We start from the raw sequence: 14,098 nt of genomic DNA on the forward strand, positions 1-14,098 counted from the left end.
TATAAATTCAAAGTTATCAAAATAGTAAAATAAAATTCTAAGTTAAATTTTCTTTATAATATTACTTCGTGACACATTTATATGATGAAAATTTAAAATTTGCAGCTCTACCAAAAATTACAAGTTCGCTTTGAATGGTAAATTTAATGGAAAAATTTAAACTGCCTCTAGAAAAACTAGAGGCAAAGTGAGCATTTAAGCTTCAAGGCCTAAATTTGCTCTGTATTCTTCGTATGTGCCTTTAAAATCAACGAATTCGCCACTACCTTTTAGGTGTAAAATTCTATTTGCAAAGGCGTCTATCAGCTCCCTGTCGTGGCTCACGCAGATGACTGAGCCATTAAAGTTGTAAAACGCCTCGCCAAGTGCGATGATAGCCTCGAGGTCGAGGTGGTTGTTTGGCTCATCCATGACAAGTAAATTTGGTCTGTGAAGCATGAGCTGAGCTAGTCTTACTCGGTGTTTTTCGCCACCGCTTAGTGCGCCTACTGCTTTTTCTTGTTCAGCACCGCTAAAGAGCATCCTGCCAAGGCACTTTCTGATCTCGTCGATGTCCTTGTTTTTGGCATCTTGCAAGTACTCATAAAGCTTTAGCTCGCCATCTATCTTATTTACCGTATCTTGCGCAAAATATCCTAGCTCAATGGTCGCACCTATATGCACTTCGCCCGCGTCAGGCTTTATCTCGCCCATTATGATCTTACAAAGTGTGCTTTTACCAACGCCGTTGTGGCCGATAATGGCTAGCTTGTCGCCCTTTTCAAGCTTAAAGTTAAAGTTTTCAAATATCACTTTATCATCAAATTTCTTACTTACGTTCTTTAGCTCAATTAGTTCATTGCCTATCTCGCGATTTGCACGAAAAAGTATGCTTGGATCACGCCTGCTTGAGACTGCGATCTCAGCGATATCTAATTTTTCAAGCTGCTTTGCACGTGAAGTCGCCTGCTTTGCCTTGCTCGCATTTGCTGAAAATCTCGCGATAAATTTCTCCAGCTCCTCTTTCTCTTTTAGCTTCTTGTCACGCTCCATCTCATGCTGCTTTGCAATCAAATTTGCAGCCATATACCAATCATCGTAGTTGCCTGAAAACTCGCGAATTTTCTTAAAATCCACATCCAAAATGTTTGTGCAAACTCTATTTAAAAAGTGCCTGTCGTGGCTGATAACCACAAGTGTGCCCTCGTGGCGGTTTAGCTCGTTTTCTAGCCATGCGATCGCGTCTATATCAAGGTTGTTTGTTGGCTCGTCTAAGAACAAGATGTCTGGCTTTGGAAATAGCACCTGAGCTAGTAAAACTTTAACTTTATCCGAGTTTTCGACCTCGCTCATCAGCTTGTCAAATTCATTTAGCCCTAGCGAGCTTAGGATTTTTTCTATCCTAGTCTCATACTCGTAGCTTGGGTCTTCCTCAGCGCTTATCATCTCAAGCTCGCTTAAGCGCTCATTTATCTCATCAGTAAATTCCTCGCTCATATAGAGCTTCTCTTTCTCTTTTACAGCGTCATATAGGCGCTTGTTGCCATAAAGCACCGCATCTTTTAGCGTGAAATTTTCAAATGCAAACTGATCTTGCCCAAGCACGCCAACCTTTAGTCCATTTTCTATAATGATCTCTCCGCTAGTTGGCTCGATAGCTCCACTTAAAATTTTTAAAAATGTCGATTTACCAGCGCCATTTGCACCGATTAGTCCGTATCTGTTGTGACGATTTAGCTTTAAATTTACATCCTCAAATAGCAAACTACTTGCAAATCTTTGAGTAAGTCCCCTAACTTCTAACATTATTTTTCCTTGAATTTATTTTTTGCGATTTTGCCTAAAATTTGATTAAAAAGCCATTTGCTACTTTAGCCTAAAATGCCCCGTGATCTTGTAACTATAAAGTATGTTTTCTTCTTGCACACCAGAGCCGATATTGTGAATGACAAGCGGTGTTTTGGCATAAAATTTATCTGAGATCACGCCGATGTGAGGTAGATTTCTTGGTAGCATCCATGTGACGATATCGCCTGGCAAAAATTTATCATCACTCACCTCAAAACCTTTTCTTTTTAGATAGGTAGCTATGTTTAAAACACGCCTGTGATCGATGTTTTTATCAGCCTTTTTAAGTCCCCATTTTTTAGGATAGCTTGCGAAATTTCTACTCATATCTTCAAAAATGAGCCTTTGCAGATCCATATCTTGATGCCGCAAAGCCCTTACTACAACGTCGGTGCAAACGCCCTTTTTGATATCCACGTCACCCATAGGATAGGCGAGCCTTTCGTAGCTTGGATCGTAACTTAGCGTCACACCGATCTGCGACCTAGCATCATTTACAAATTTACTCGCCGAAAAGGCAAAAATTTGCGTGGCAAAAAGAGCTAAAAGTAGAAATTTCTTCATTTTCTACTTTAAAAGCATGGTTTTTAAGATACGTTTTCCTATCTCAACGCCTGGCTGATCGTAGGTGTTGATGCCTAGCATGATACCAGTGGCCGAGGTTAATAGCTCGTAGTAAAAAATGAGCCAGCCAGCATGAAACTCATCAAGCCTCTCAAGCGTGATCGTATCGACACTTATGCCCTCTTGCACCAGCGCCATAGCCGTCGCGTCGCACTGCAAATTTATAAGCTCATTTAGGCTTAGACCCGCCACAAAGTCGCACTCTTCAAGCCCTTTTAGGCTCAAATTTGGGATAGTCTTGTCGCTTGCGTGATCTTTTATCTTTATAAATGTCACACTCTTATCTTTTACGCCGTCCATGATAAGCTGCAAAAAGCTGTGCTGATCGCGGCTGCCGACAAGTCCAACTGGCGTAAGGCCGACCCTTTTATAGCCTCGTTTTTTGCCAAGGCTCTCAGCCCAAAGCTGCACGTACCAGTCGTTAAATTCAAAAAATCTATCACAATAGCTAAAAATGACATTTATGCTGGCGTTTCTACTAGTAGCGTAGTGGTAGGCTTTAGCGACTATGGAGCTATCTTTTTGCTCGATGTATTGCCTCTTGCAAGCAAGCGCGCCCTCCAGAAGTGCCTTTATATCGTAGCCGCAGATACCAAGAGGCACAAGGCCGATCGCACTTAGTACGCTAAATCTCCCGCCAACGTTTTTTGGGATGTTAAAAAATTTGATGCCATTTTCTTTGGCGAAATTTTCTAAATTTGTGCCTGGATCAGTTATGATGAGAAAATTTTTTCCTAAATTTTGAGGCTTAAAGTCATCAAGCAAGCACTTAAAAATAGTGATCGTCTCGATCGTGTTGCCTGATTTTGAGCTTATTATAAAAAGTGTCTCGTTAAAATTTAGCCCACTAAGCGCGCTTTTGTAGCTGCAAGGATCGACGTTATCTAAAAATAAAAGCTCTCTTTTTATCCCCTTTGTGCCTTCAAGCATCGATTTTAGCGCCTTTACGCCAAGACTGCTGCCACCAATGCCAACAAGTACTACATTTTTGATATGAGCTAGCCCCTTTTCATACTCCCGGGTCTCGCCAAGCAAATTTTGCCCAAGGGCTGGCAGGTGGTAGTAGCCTATCTCGCCGCTTTCGTACTCGTCGTTTATGCGTTTGGCGTATGAGTCGATGACATCGCTGCTTGCAAAGTTAAATTTAAATGAAGTCTCTATCATTTACTGCGCTCGTAAAAGAAATTTGTAGCCTCGACAAAGCCATCGATGCTACCGCAGTCAAACCTCTTGCCCTTAAATTTATAAGCTAGCACCATGCCATCTTTTGCCTGCGTTTTTAGCGCGTCTGTGATCTGGATTTCGCCGTTTTTACCTGGTTTTGTTCGCTCTAAGATGTTAAAAATATCTGGCGTTAAGATGTAGCGACCAATTATTGCTAAATTTGTCGGAGCCTCAGCAGGATCAGGCTTTTCAACCATATCATCAACCATTATTAGATCATCTTCTATAAACCTACCGCTTACGACGCCATAAGACTTGGTCTGCTCTTTTGGCACCTCCATCACAGCTACGACGCTGCAGCGGTATTTCTCATAAATTTTAACCATTTGCGAAAGCACGCCCTCGCCATTTTCATTTATACATAGATCATCTGCCAAAATGACCCCAAAAGCTTCATCGCGAACTAGAGTTTTGCCCGTATAAATGGCGTGTCCAAGCCCTTTCATGGCATTTTGCCTAGTAAATGAAAATGTGCATGAGCTCATTAAATTTCTAACTTCGCTAAGTAGCGACTCTTTTGAGCTGCCTGCGATCTCTTTTTCTAGCTCGTAGCTGATATCAAAATAGTCCTCAAGCGCCCTTTTTCCGCGTCCTGTGACAAAGGCCATATTATCCATGCCAGCCTCAAGCGCCTCATCAACGCCGTAGTGAATGAGCGGTTTTGTAAGGATCGGCAACATCTCTTTTGGGAGCGATTTTGTAGCTGGTAAAAACCTCGTTCCATATCCAGCCGCTGGAAATAGGCAAGTTTGTATCATTTTAGTCCTTCATGAAAAATTGCAAAATTCTACTATCTTTTCCTTAATAATATAAATTTGTCTGAATTTACAAGGCTTTAATTAGCAAATTGATAAGATTTTTGAAATTTTTAAAAAAGAGCAAATTTGCAGACGATTGATAGGATTTTTAAAGCCCAGCTTGATATAAAAAAGTCAAATTTCTTAGCATTTTTGTGCCCGATAAGCTCGTTTAAAAGTTTGCACGAACACCTAAAAGAGGAGCATTTTAAGGCCGTTCACGTAGTTTGGGCGACAAGGGAGCTAAACAAATACGGACAAATCGTTGAAAATCAAAGTGATGATGGCGAGCCAAAGGGCACTAGCGGCCAGCCAAGCCTAAACGCGCTAAGAGGAGCGGGGCTTATAAATGTTGGCGTCTTGATAGTCAGGTATTTTGGCGGGATAAAGCTTGGCACTGGAGGGCTTGTAAGAGCCTATTCAGGGGCTGTGAATGAGGTGATAAACGAGGCTATAAAAGATGGTGGCGTGATCAAATTTGAGATAAAAGATGAGGTTAAATTTTTTACCCCTTTTTCGCTGATGAGCCGTTTTGAGCACTATTTTTCCACTAAAAATTTAAGTGAATTTGAAAGAGAATTTAATGACCTTGGAGCGATCTGGAGCGTAAATTTAAACGAGGCTGAGTTTACTGAGCTATTTAAATTTTGCAAAGAATTTGAAGCAAGCGAGTTTAAATTTCTAGCCTTGCCACTTGGTAGCAAAGCGCTGTTTATTTATTAATTGTAAAATCGCATAAATTTAAAAAGAAAGTAAAAAAATGGAAATTTGGAACGACATTTATAACCACTTTAACCCAGTCGCCTTTAGCCTCTTTGGCTTTAGCGTGCATTGGTATGGGCTTATGTATATTTTAGCCCTTGTTTTAGCGCTTGCCATGGCAAAGTATCTCGTTAAAAAAGATGATATCCCCATCTCAAATCAGCTTTTAGACAACTACTTTTTTTGGGTAGAAATAGGCGTCATTTTAGGCGCTAGACTTGGCTGGGTTTTGGTTTATTCAGGTGAAGCAAGCTATTATCTAACGCAGCCTTGGCAAATTTTTAATCCGATCCACAACGGCGAGTTTATAGGAATTCGCGGCATGAGCTATCACGGCGCCGTGGTTGGCTTTTTGCTAGCGACAATTTTATTTTGCAAAAGATATAAGCAAAACGCTTGGCAGCTACTTGATCTTTGCGCCATCTGCATACCTTTTGGCTACACCTTTGGCAGGATAGGAAATTTCTTAAATCAAGAGCTTTTTGGACGCGTCACAGATGTGCCTTGGGCGATAAATGTCTTTGGTCAGCCAAGACATCCAAGCCAGCTTTACGAGGCATTCTTAGAAGGTTTAGTTATTTTTGTCATTTTATTTTTATATAGAAAATATAAGAAATTTAATGGCGAACTCATAGCACTTTATGCCATTTTATACACATTTGCAAGATTTATTTGCGAATTTTACAGAGAGCCTGATTCTGGACTTGGTTTTATTATTTTTGGTCTATCGATGGGGCAAATTTTATCACTTATTATGTGCGGGCTCGGAATTTTTGTCTATATTAAACTTTATAAGAGTTTTACGAAAATTTAATGTCAATATTTAAAATTTATTAAAGTAAAGTTCTGATAGCATTAGCTTTATCAATTAATGCTAATGTTTAAATTAGTATTAAGAAATGATAACTTATTTCAAATTTCTTAGGAGGGCTCATGACCGGGCTTATAGAAGGTTTTTTGGGGAAACGGTCGGACGGCAAAAAAAGCCGCACTCCAGCCGCTTGGGATAGATGGCAAAGTATTACAGGATTTATTCTAGCCTGTTTCATATTGTGCCATATGGTTTTTACTTCTACTATACTACTTGGCAAAGACGCATTTAACGCTGTCGTAGGATTTGCAGAGGCTAAATTTTTATTTGGCGAGGCTACTTGGTGGATCACAAATGTTATAGCTGCTGTTATCTTTGTAGTTTTTGTAACTCACGCCTTCTTGGCAATGAGAAAATTTCCTGCAAATTATAGACAATACTTAATGTTTAGAGGCCACAAAGACCGCATGAAGCACCTTGATACCACACTTTGGTGGTTTCAGTTTTTAACAGGCTTTGCTCTATTTTTTGCAGCAAGCGCCCACCTCATCGACATCATCTTTGGCGGACACATCACTGCTGACAAATCAGCTGCCGCTTTTCACAAACTAGAAATTTTCTACTTCGCACTACTTGTTTTCATGGTCGTTCACGCTAGCGTTGGCATGTACCGCTTATATGTCAAATGGGTAAGCATTGATGGCGTAAATAAACACGAAATGTTTGCCAAAAGAAACAAGGCAAAGACAGTTGTATTTGTCATTTATGGCATACTTGCTGTGATCGCGCTAATCGCCGATTTCGTGTGGATCAGCCATTAAAAAGGAGCTAGAAGATGAATGTAAAATATTATGACGCATTGGTAATTGGTGGCGGTCTAGCTGGTCTTAGAGCTGCTGTGGCTGCTGGAGAAAAGGGTTTAAGCACTGTAGTTTTGAGCCTCATCCCTGTAAAACGCTCTCACTCTGCTGCTGCACAAGGTGGCATGCAAGCAAGCCTTGGTAACTCTAAAATGAGTGAAGGCGATAACGAAGATGTACACTTTGCTGACACAGTAAAAGGTAGCGACTGGGGTTGTGATCAACAAGTTGCACGTATGTTTTGTCAAACTGCTCCAAAAGCTATTAGAGAGCTTGCAGCTTGGGGTGTGCCTTGGACTAGGATCACAAAAGGCGAAAGAAGCGCTATCATCAACGCTCAAAAGACAACCATCGTTGAAAAAGAAGAGGTTCATGGCCTTATCCACTCACGTGACTTTGGTGGTACAAAAAAGTGGAGAACTTGCTATACAGCTGACGCAACTGGTCACACCATGCTTTTTGCTGTTGCAAACGAAGCGCTTAAGCACAATGTAGAAATTCACGACCGCAAAGAGGCGATCGCTTTGATACACCAAAATAATCGCTGTTATGGCGCAATCGTTCGTGACCTAGTTAATGGCGAGATCACAGCTTATGTTTCAAAAGGCACACTTATAGCAACTGGCGGATACGGCAGAGTTTATAAACACACTACAAACGCTGTTGTTTGCGAAGGTATCGGCGCTGCGATCGCACTTGAGACTGGCGTAGCTCAGCTTGGCAACATGGAAGCTGTTCAGTTTCACCCAACTCCAATCGTCCCATCTGGTATTCTTTTAACAGAAGGTTGCCGTGGTGATGGCGGAATTTTACGTGATGTTGATGGATACCGCTTTATGCCTGATTATGAACCAGAGAAAAAAGAGCTAGCTAGCCGCGACGTCGTTAGTCGCCGTATCATGGAGCACATCCGTGCAGGCAAAGGTGTGCCTAGCCCTTATGGCTATCACGTTTGGCTTGATATCTCTATCCTTGGACGCGAGCACATTGAGAAAAATTTACGTGACGTTCAAGAAATTTGCGAAATTTTTAACGGCATCGATCCTGCTGACACTGAAGTATATACCGACGAGACAGGACATCAGCGTGGCAAAGGCTGGGCACCGATCCTGCCTATGCAGCACTACTCAATGGGTGGCATCAAGACAAAACCAACTGGCGAGAGCCCAACACTAGCAGGTCTATTTAGCGCTGGCGAGGCTGCTTGCTGGGATATGCACGGCTTTAACCGCCTTGGTGGTAACTCAGTTTCTGAGACAGTTGTCGCTGGTATGATCGTTGGTGATTATTTTGCAGATTACTGCGCTAGCCACGAGATCGAGATAAACACAGCTGATATAGAGAAATTTGTTAAAAAACAAGAAGATTATCTACTAAGTCTTGTCAATAAAGAGGGTAAATTTAACGTCTTTGATATCAAAAACAAGATGAAAGAGGTAATGTGGGAGCACGTTGCGATATTTAGAACAGGCAAAGGTCTAGAGCTTGCTGTTAAAGAGCTTGAAGCACTTTATAAAGAGTCACTTGATGTAAAAGTAAGCAACAAAGCACTATTTGGCAACCCAGAGCTTGAAGAGGCTTACCGCGTGCCAAAGATGCTAAAACTAGCGCTTTGTATCGCAAAAGGTGCGCTTGATAGAACAGAGAGCCGTGGTGCTCACTGCCGTGAAGACTATCCAAAAAGAGATGACCTTAACTGGCTAAACAGAACGCTTACAAGCTGGAAAGAAGGCGACACTATGCCAACTATCACTTATGAGCCACTTGATATCATGAAGATGGAGATGCCGCCAGCATTTAGAGGTTATGGTGCAAAAGGAAATATCATCGAGCATCCAAACAGCGCTATCCGCCAAAAAGAGGTCGATGAAATTCGCGAAAAAATGCAAGCAGAAGGCAAGAGCAGACAAGAAATTCAAGAGGCTTTGATGCACTATGACCTTCAACCAAAATATAAAGCACCAAATGAAAGAGCAGGTATAGGAAATGAGTAGAAAAATAACCATAAAAGCTTTTAAATACAATCCTTTAAGCAAAGTTTCAAAGCCTCATTTTGCGACTTATGAGCTTGAAGAGACTGATGGTATGACGCTATTTATCGCGTTAAATCAAATTCGTGAGAAATTTGATCCAGATCTCAGCTTTGACTTTGTTTGTCGTGCGGGAATTTGCGGTAGTTGCGGCATGCTAGTAAATGGCAAACCAAGCCTAGCTTGCAGAACCCTAACAAAAGACTTTGAAAGCGGTGTCATCGAGCTTATGCCACTACCTGTCTTTAAACTACTAAAAGATCTAAGCGTAGATACTGGTAACTGGATGAACGCTATGAGTAAGCGCGTCGAGAGCTGGATACACACAGATCACGAGACTGATATCTCTAAGCTTGAAGAGAAAGTTGAGCCAGAAGTCGCTCAAGAAGTTTTCGAGCTTGATCGCTGTATAGAGTGCGGAATTTGTGTTGCATCTTGTGGAACAGCTATCATGAGACCTGATTTCATCGGCGCTGTTGGTCTAAACAGGGTTGCTAGATTTAAGATAGACGCACTTGATAAGAGAACTGACGAGGACTTTTACGAGCTAATCGGCGATGATGATGGTGTATTTGGTTGTATGACTTTGCTTGGCTGCGAAGACAACTGCCCAAAACACTTACCACTTCAAAGCCGCATAGCTTATATGCGTAGAAAAATGGCTGCTATAAAGTAGCAAAGGGGCTGTAAAAAGCCCCAAATTTATTTAAATACTCTGCAAACTGACGCCAAGATACAGATACAAATATCTAACGCTGCAAATAAGAAAAAGATAAGTATTAAAAGTGGAAACGACAAGACTATGCCCATTATATAGCCAAGCGGCAAGGTAATAAAAAACAAAAGACCAAAGCCAGCACTAATGCAAAAAAATATAGTAAACAATGAAGCGATTACGTTTATAAATAAGTTGATATTTTCAGAGAAACTCAAACAAAAATACCAAAAAAGGCGTCTTTATCACTACAGCAAAATTTACAAAAGAGGCCCAAACGTTTGCCAAAGATAGTCAAAACTTTAGCGTAGTCTTGATAGATGGAGACAGACTGGCTGAGCTAATAATAAAGTATAAAGTAGGCGTTCAAACAAGCCAGATATATGAAATTTGCAAGATCGACACCGACTTTTTTGACGAAAATAATTTTTAAAAATGCTAGCGAATTTAAAATTTGCTAGACGCTCGCACACGCAGTTTAAAGTCAAATTTCACTTTAATACCACCGAACTCCCTTGCAGTTTTTCTAGCTTTAAAATTTGCTCTTTTGGTTTTGCTTTTAGGCGTTCAAGCATCGCTATTTTTTGGGTATAAATTTCATTAAACTCAGCCTTTATATCGATCAAAATTTTATTTAAAAACGAGTTGTTTGAGCACATAAGATCGTCAAATTCATAAAGGCTAAAGGCATTTAGCATGCGATCAAAAACCTCTTTTGCGCTCGGGATGTAAAGTGGTGTGCCCATTTGCAGGTGCGAATTTAGCGAGTTTTCGATCTTTTGCTTTAGAAAATAAACCGCAAGCTTAAGCGCATTTTCGTAGTTTGATGCGACCTTTACGTCAAGCTTTTCAAAAAAGAGCGATATCTTTTGTATCGCCTTAAATTTGGCATTTTCATACTCTCTTAAGAAGTTCACATAAGTTCTGCCGGCGTAGGTGTTTATAGATTTTGTCTCGTAGTTTGAGGCAAACTCATCAAATGGATTAAAACTCTCGTAGCGAGATTTGTAAATAAAAAGCTCATCTTCTAAGCTTTTATAAAGCTCATTAAAAGCCGATATGATCTCGTTTTCAAGCTCTTTTAGATCTCTTTTGTAGCGTTTAAAAAATTTAGAAAAGACGATATCTTCATAGATGAGCTTTGAAAAGACCTCGTCCGTGTCAAGGCTTATCATCTCAAAATTTTCACGCTTATAAATTTCTTTGTTTAAAAGCGTCTTCGCTGGGTTAAATTTTGTCCTAGAAAATGGCTTAAGCAGCTTAAAAACTTCATCGCTTGCAAGCTTGATAGCCTCGCTCATATCGCTGTATCGTAGAGCGATTTTAGGCTTAAACTCCTCTTTTATCGCTTCTAGTTTTTCTTCAAGCGTGGCATTAAATTTATCTAAAATTTTACCAGCTGCGTTATAAACTTTGAGGCGATTTTTTTGCTCGCTAATTAAAAAATTTACTATCTTTTTCGCCCTTGCTTTTATGAAATTTTCTTTAAAGTTCGCGTTTAAAAACGCCTCTTTTACCGTGCTTAGTGCTTTAGTAAAATTTGAGCTTTCAAGCTCGCTCTTGTTTTCATTTGCAATGCCATTGAGCGCCTGCTTTGACGAGATGGCGATGATATCTTCAAAAAGCTCGCCATAAGTTTGCCTAGCATGCTTTAGCAGATTTTCAAGCTCGTCCTTGCTTAGCTTATCCTTTTGGTTGATGAAGCAAAGCGCCTTTAGATCGTTTGTCTTTAAAATTTCTTCTACGCTTTCAAGCTCGCTAGCCTTTGCTGCGTTATTTGCAAGGCTTAGCCAGATCGCGCCGCAGACCTTTTTTAGTGTGTTTTTGGTCTCTTTTGTGTCGGCATCTCTTAGCGAGTTTAGCCCTGGCGTGTCGATGAAATTTACCTCTTTTAAAATTTCACTTGGCGCATAAAGTGTCATGCTTTTTATCTGCTCGCTCATAGCGTTTAGCTGGGCAAGTTCGCTGCTGGCTAGCAAGCTCTCGCTGCCGTTTGTAAAATTCACACTAAGAAGCGGCATCTTTGCAAATTTTAGCCGCACAGCCTTTGCCGTTACAGGTGTTAGGCCTGATGGCAAGATGTTTTGTCCAAGCAAAGCGTTTAAAAATGTTGATTTGCCACTTGAAAACTGCCCGATGACGGCGATGAGAGGCGGTTCATTTAGAGTGTCGATTAGTAAATTTAGGCTCTCTTTTATCTCATCGCTTGCGTGCAAGCTTGGGTCATTTAGCTCATTTACTAGCCTTGCTAGCTCGCCTTTAAAGTCGCTTGTAAAAACCTTAAAATATCTCGCCTTATAGGCATTTATAAACTCGTTAAACATTTTCTAGCTCCCCTAAAAGCGAGCAAATTTCATCTTGCAGGGCACTTTGCTCTTTTAGTTTTAAAAGTGAGTTTTGATTTTGCGAGCTAAGATTTTCTAGCTCATGATCTAGCTCTTTTAGCCTCTGATCAAGCGTGGCTTTTTGAGCGGTTTGGTAGATTTTTATGAGATTTAAAAGGCGATTTTTTTCATGATCAGTTAAAATTTCACAAAATTGAGAGATATTTTTATCTTTTAGCAAGCCCTCTTTTAAGCCTAAAAGTGCTTCACTTGCATCATTTGAAATTTTCGCTCTAAATGCAGCTAAAAGCTCCTTAAATTCAAGCTTTACACCCATTTGCTCTAAAAAGTCATTGATGTTAAAAACCTCATCTTTGCTCATCACATAATCATCAAAATTTAAAGCGATGTTTTGCTCGCACAATTTTGTTTGCACCAAAGTTTCGTTTCTAGCCTCTCTCATAAGTGCCATCACACCGTCACGAAGCGTCGTTTTTGCTATTTGCTCTAGTCGCTCTAAATTTAAGCTTTGCTTTTTACTTTTGCAGTAAGCTATCTCACTTTTTACCTTGTCGTTTAGATTTTGCAAAAGCGTCTCAAGCCCTATTTTATAGATGTTTTTGGTGTTGCTACTTTCAAGTTTTGCAAGCTCATTTTGAGTTAGACTTTCAAGTTTAGAGAAATTTTCACTAAGTGCGTTTTTAACGCTTGCCCGCTCATTTTGAAGATTTTTAAGCTCCACTTCATAAGCTTTGAGCGACAAAATTTTAGCCTTAGTGGCTTCAAGCTTGCTATTTAGGATATTTTTTAGCTCCTTTTGATACGAGCTTAAGATAAGGGCTGATTTTTTAGAGTTTTTGCCAAAGAGCACCTCGTAAAGATAGTCTTTAAACTCCTCTACGCCGCTATTTGCAGCGCCTTCTAAGTAGCTTTTTGCACTAAGCGCAAAATAATCGATCTCGACGCCATTTATCTGCTCGCCGATCGCTTTTTTAGTGTAGTTTAGCGTCTCGTTTAGCTCTTTGTCACTTAGCTCATCAGCGTGAGTTAGCACCACGGCAAGCCTTACGATATGCGAGTTTTCAAGACATTTTTTCAAAAAGAGCGCGTCCTTTTGCGTGGCACTTTGTGAGGCGTTCATGAGGTGAGCTAAAAGGTCACACTTTTTCATAAAATTTGTAGTGATCTGCTCTCTTAGAATCACCGCATCATCGATGCCTGGCGTGTCTATGATGCAGACATTGTCCTTTAAAAGCTCCAAGTCGTCATAAAGCTCGACACTTTTTACAAGATTTGCTGTTTTTGAGCTTGAAGATGTGTAGTTTTTTATCTCGTCTATGCCGATATCTACGCTTTTGCTTGGTAAATTTTCGCTTGGTACGCCAAGTGCTAAAAGCTCATCAATGCTGTAAAAATTTACCCTCGCAAAGCTATCTTTGGAGTATTTTAAAATGGTTAAATTTATCGTCTCTGGCACGTTTGAAGCACCAAGGACGGATTTGTTTAAAAGGGCGTTTAAAAGGGTTGATTTACCAGAGTTTATGATGCCACTTGCAGCTATGTTAAAAAGCGTTTCGTTTGATCTTTTTTTGGCTGCCACAAGCGCCTCTAAAAATGTTTTTTCGTTATCAAGCAAGCTTGCTTTTTCGTTTATCTCGTTTAAAAAGTCTAGGTTTTTATGGAAGTGATCTTTTGGCTTTGTATGAGAAATTTTAGCCTCATTAGTCCCTTTGTTTTTGCTTATGATCTTTTCTAAAAAGCCAAATTTCTCATCATCTATGATCTTTTCGCCGCGCAATATTTCTAGATATCTTACTATCTCATCGCTTGAAATTTTAGCCTCATTTAGCGCCTTAAGAGTCGCAAGCTGCGCACTTTGTATGCTAAATATATCAAGCTCGATTTTAAGCCTTTTTAGCACCGCTCTAAACTCATCAAGCGCCATAAACTGATCTAAATTTTTCTCGTCGCAAACTAGAAGAAGAGCTAGCAGATCTGGGTAAAATGGCACGCTAGCAGCAGAATTTGTATAAATTTTATTTGCACGCCAAGCCTGTTTTAAAAACTCATCCATAAAGACTCTTTTTGTTGATATTTTGGGATTTTATTAAATTTTTACTTATG

The 14,098-nt window shown here is 40.2% G+C and carries 11 protein-coding genes and 1 pseudogene; 6 read left to right on the plus strand and 6 right to left on the minus strand.

The window, feature by feature from the left end:
• Positions 1-195: 195 nt before the first annotated feature.
• Genes G6W42_RS03705 through galU form a run of 4 tightly spaced genes read right to left on the minus strand, consistent with a single transcriptional unit; the run spans position 196 to position 4,433 of the window.
• Positions 196-1,785 carry an ABC-F family ATP-binding cassette domain-containing protein gene (locus G6W42_RS03705; protein WP_194172998.1) on the minus strand — a complete coding sequence of 530 codons (1,590 nt, stop codon included), beginning with the start codon at positions 1,783-1,785 and terminating at the stop codon, positions 196-198.
• Between the two features lie 60 nt (positions 1,786-1,845).
• Entirely contained in the window at positions 1,846-2,391 is a 546-nt protein-coding gene (locus G6W42_RS03710; protein ID WP_194172999.1) for a DUF1287 domain-containing protein, read from the minus strand.
• A gap of 3 nt (positions 2,392-2,394) precedes the next feature.
• Positions 2,395-3,615, minus strand: a complete 1,221-nt coding sequence (locus G6W42_RS03715) for a glucose-6-phosphate isomerase (RefSeq protein WP_194173000.1) — start codon at positions 3,613-3,615, stop codon at positions 2,395-2,397.
• Positions 3,612-4,433, minus strand: coding sequence for a UTP--glucose-1-phosphate uridylyltransferase GalU (gene galU, locus G6W42_RS03720; RefSeq protein ID WP_009294249.1), 822 nt, complete (start codon positions 4,431-4,433; stop codon positions 3,612-3,614). The genes G6W42_RS03715 and galU overlap by 4 nt, the downstream gene beginning before the upstream one ends.
• Positions 4,434-4,559: 126 nt before the next feature.
• Here galU and G6W42_RS03725 point away from each other — a divergent pair, with 126 nt between their 5' ends.
• The 6 genes and pseudogenes from G6W42_RS03725 to G6W42_RS10640 all read left to right on the plus strand — a co-directional run.
• Positions 4,560-5,195: an IMPACT family protein gene (locus G6W42_RS03725; protein WP_194173001.1), complete on the plus strand. Its 636-nt coding sequence runs from the start codon at positions 4,560-4,562 to the stop codon at positions 5,193-5,195.
• A 37-nt stretch (positions 5,196-5,232) separates the two neighbouring features.
• Complete coding sequence (gene lgt, locus G6W42_RS03730; RefSeq protein ID WP_107944467.1) at positions 5,233-6,048, plus strand: prolipoprotein diacylglyceryl transferase; 816 nt, start codon at positions 5,233-5,235, stop codon at positions 6,046-6,048.
• 119 nt (positions 6,049-6,167) lie between these two features.
• On the plus strand, positions 6,168-6,866 hold the full coding sequence (locus tag G6W42_RS03735) for a fumarate reductase cytochrome b subunit (RefSeq protein ID WP_035160410.1): 699 nt from the start codon (positions 6,168-6,170) through the stop codon (positions 6,864-6,866).
• A gap of 14 nt (positions 6,867-6,880) precedes the next feature.
• Positions 6,881-8,899, plus strand: a complete 2,019-nt coding sequence (locus G6W42_RS03740; protein ID WP_103568587.1) for a fumarate reductase flavoprotein subunit — start codon at positions 6,881-6,883, stop codon at positions 8,897-8,899.
• Positions 8,892-9,611, plus strand: a complete 720-nt coding sequence (locus tag G6W42_RS03745; RefSeq protein ID WP_004317555.1) for a fumarate reductase iron-sulfur subunit — start codon at positions 8,892-8,894, stop codon at positions 9,609-9,611. The genes G6W42_RS03740 and G6W42_RS03745 overlap by 8 nt, the downstream gene beginning before the upstream one ends.
• A gap of 268 nt (positions 9,612-9,879) precedes the next feature.
• Positions 9,880-10,083 (plus strand): annotated as a pseudogene (locus G6W42_RS10640) (restriction endonuclease); the annotation flags it as partial.
• A 58-nt stretch (positions 10,084-10,141) separates the two neighbouring features.
• Here the strand turns inward: G6W42_RS10640 and G6W42_RS03755 are convergent.
• On the minus strand, positions 10,142-11,974 hold the full coding sequence (locus tag G6W42_RS03755) for a dynamin family protein (protein ID WP_194173002.1): 1,833 nt from the start codon (positions 11,972-11,974) through the stop codon (positions 10,142-10,144).
• Positions 11,967-14,048, minus strand: coding sequence for a dynamin family protein (locus G6W42_RS03760; RefSeq protein ID WP_194173003.1), 2,082 nt, complete (start codon positions 14,046-14,048; stop codon positions 11,967-11,969). Before G6W42_RS03760 ends, G6W42_RS03755 begins: the two co-directional genes overlap by 8 nt.
• Between the last annotated feature and the right edge of the window lie 50 nt (positions 14,049-14,098).

The sequence above is a fragment of the Campylobacter concisus genome, from assembly GCF_015230015.1.
In the GTDB taxonomy this organism is placed as follows: Bacteria; Campylobacterota; Campylobacteria; order Campylobacterales; family Campylobacteraceae; genus Campylobacter_A; species Campylobacter_A concisus_AF.

Excerpts from the sequence above, each read along its gene's own strand:
- G6W42_RS03745 (WP_004317555.1), top strand. The coding sequence starts at position 8,892 with ATGAGTAGAAAAATAACCATAAAAGCTTTTAAATACAATCCTTTAAGC.
- G6W42_RS03705 (WP_194172998.1), bottom strand. The coding sequence starts at position 1,785 with ATGTTAGAAGTTAGGGGACTTACTCAAAGATTTGCAAGTAGTTTGCTA.
- G6W42_RS03740 (WP_103568587.1), top strand. The coding sequence starts at position 6,881 with ATGAATGTAAAATATTATGACGCATTGGTAATTGGTGGCGGTCTAGCT.
- G6W42_RS03710 (WP_194172999.1), bottom strand. The coding sequence starts at position 2,391 with ATGAAGAAATTTCTACTTTTAGCTCTTTTTGCCACGCAAATTTTTGCC.
- G6W42_RS03755 (WP_194173002.1), bottom strand. The coding sequence starts at position 11,974 with ATGTTTAACGAGTTTATAAATGCCTATAAGGCGAGATATTTTAAGGTT.
- G6W42_RS03760 (WP_194173003.1), bottom strand. The coding sequence starts at position 14,048 with ATGGATGAGTTTTTAAAACAGGCTTGGCGTGCAAATAAAATTTATACA.
- G6W42_RS03735 (WP_035160410.1), top strand. The coding sequence starts at position 6,168 with ATGACCGGGCTTATAGAAGGTTTTTTGGGGAAACGGTCGGACGGCAAA.
- lgt (WP_107944467.1), top strand. The coding sequence starts at position 5,233 with ATGGAAATTTGGAACGACATTTATAACCACTTTAACCCAGTCGCCTTT.
- galU (WP_009294249.1), bottom strand. The coding sequence starts at position 4,433 with ATGATACAAACTTGCCTATTTCCAGCGGCTGGATATGGAACGAGGTTT.
- G6W42_RS03715 (WP_194173000.1), bottom strand. The coding sequence starts at position 3,615 with ATGATAGAGACTTCATTTAAATTTAACTTTGCAAGCAGCGATGTCATC.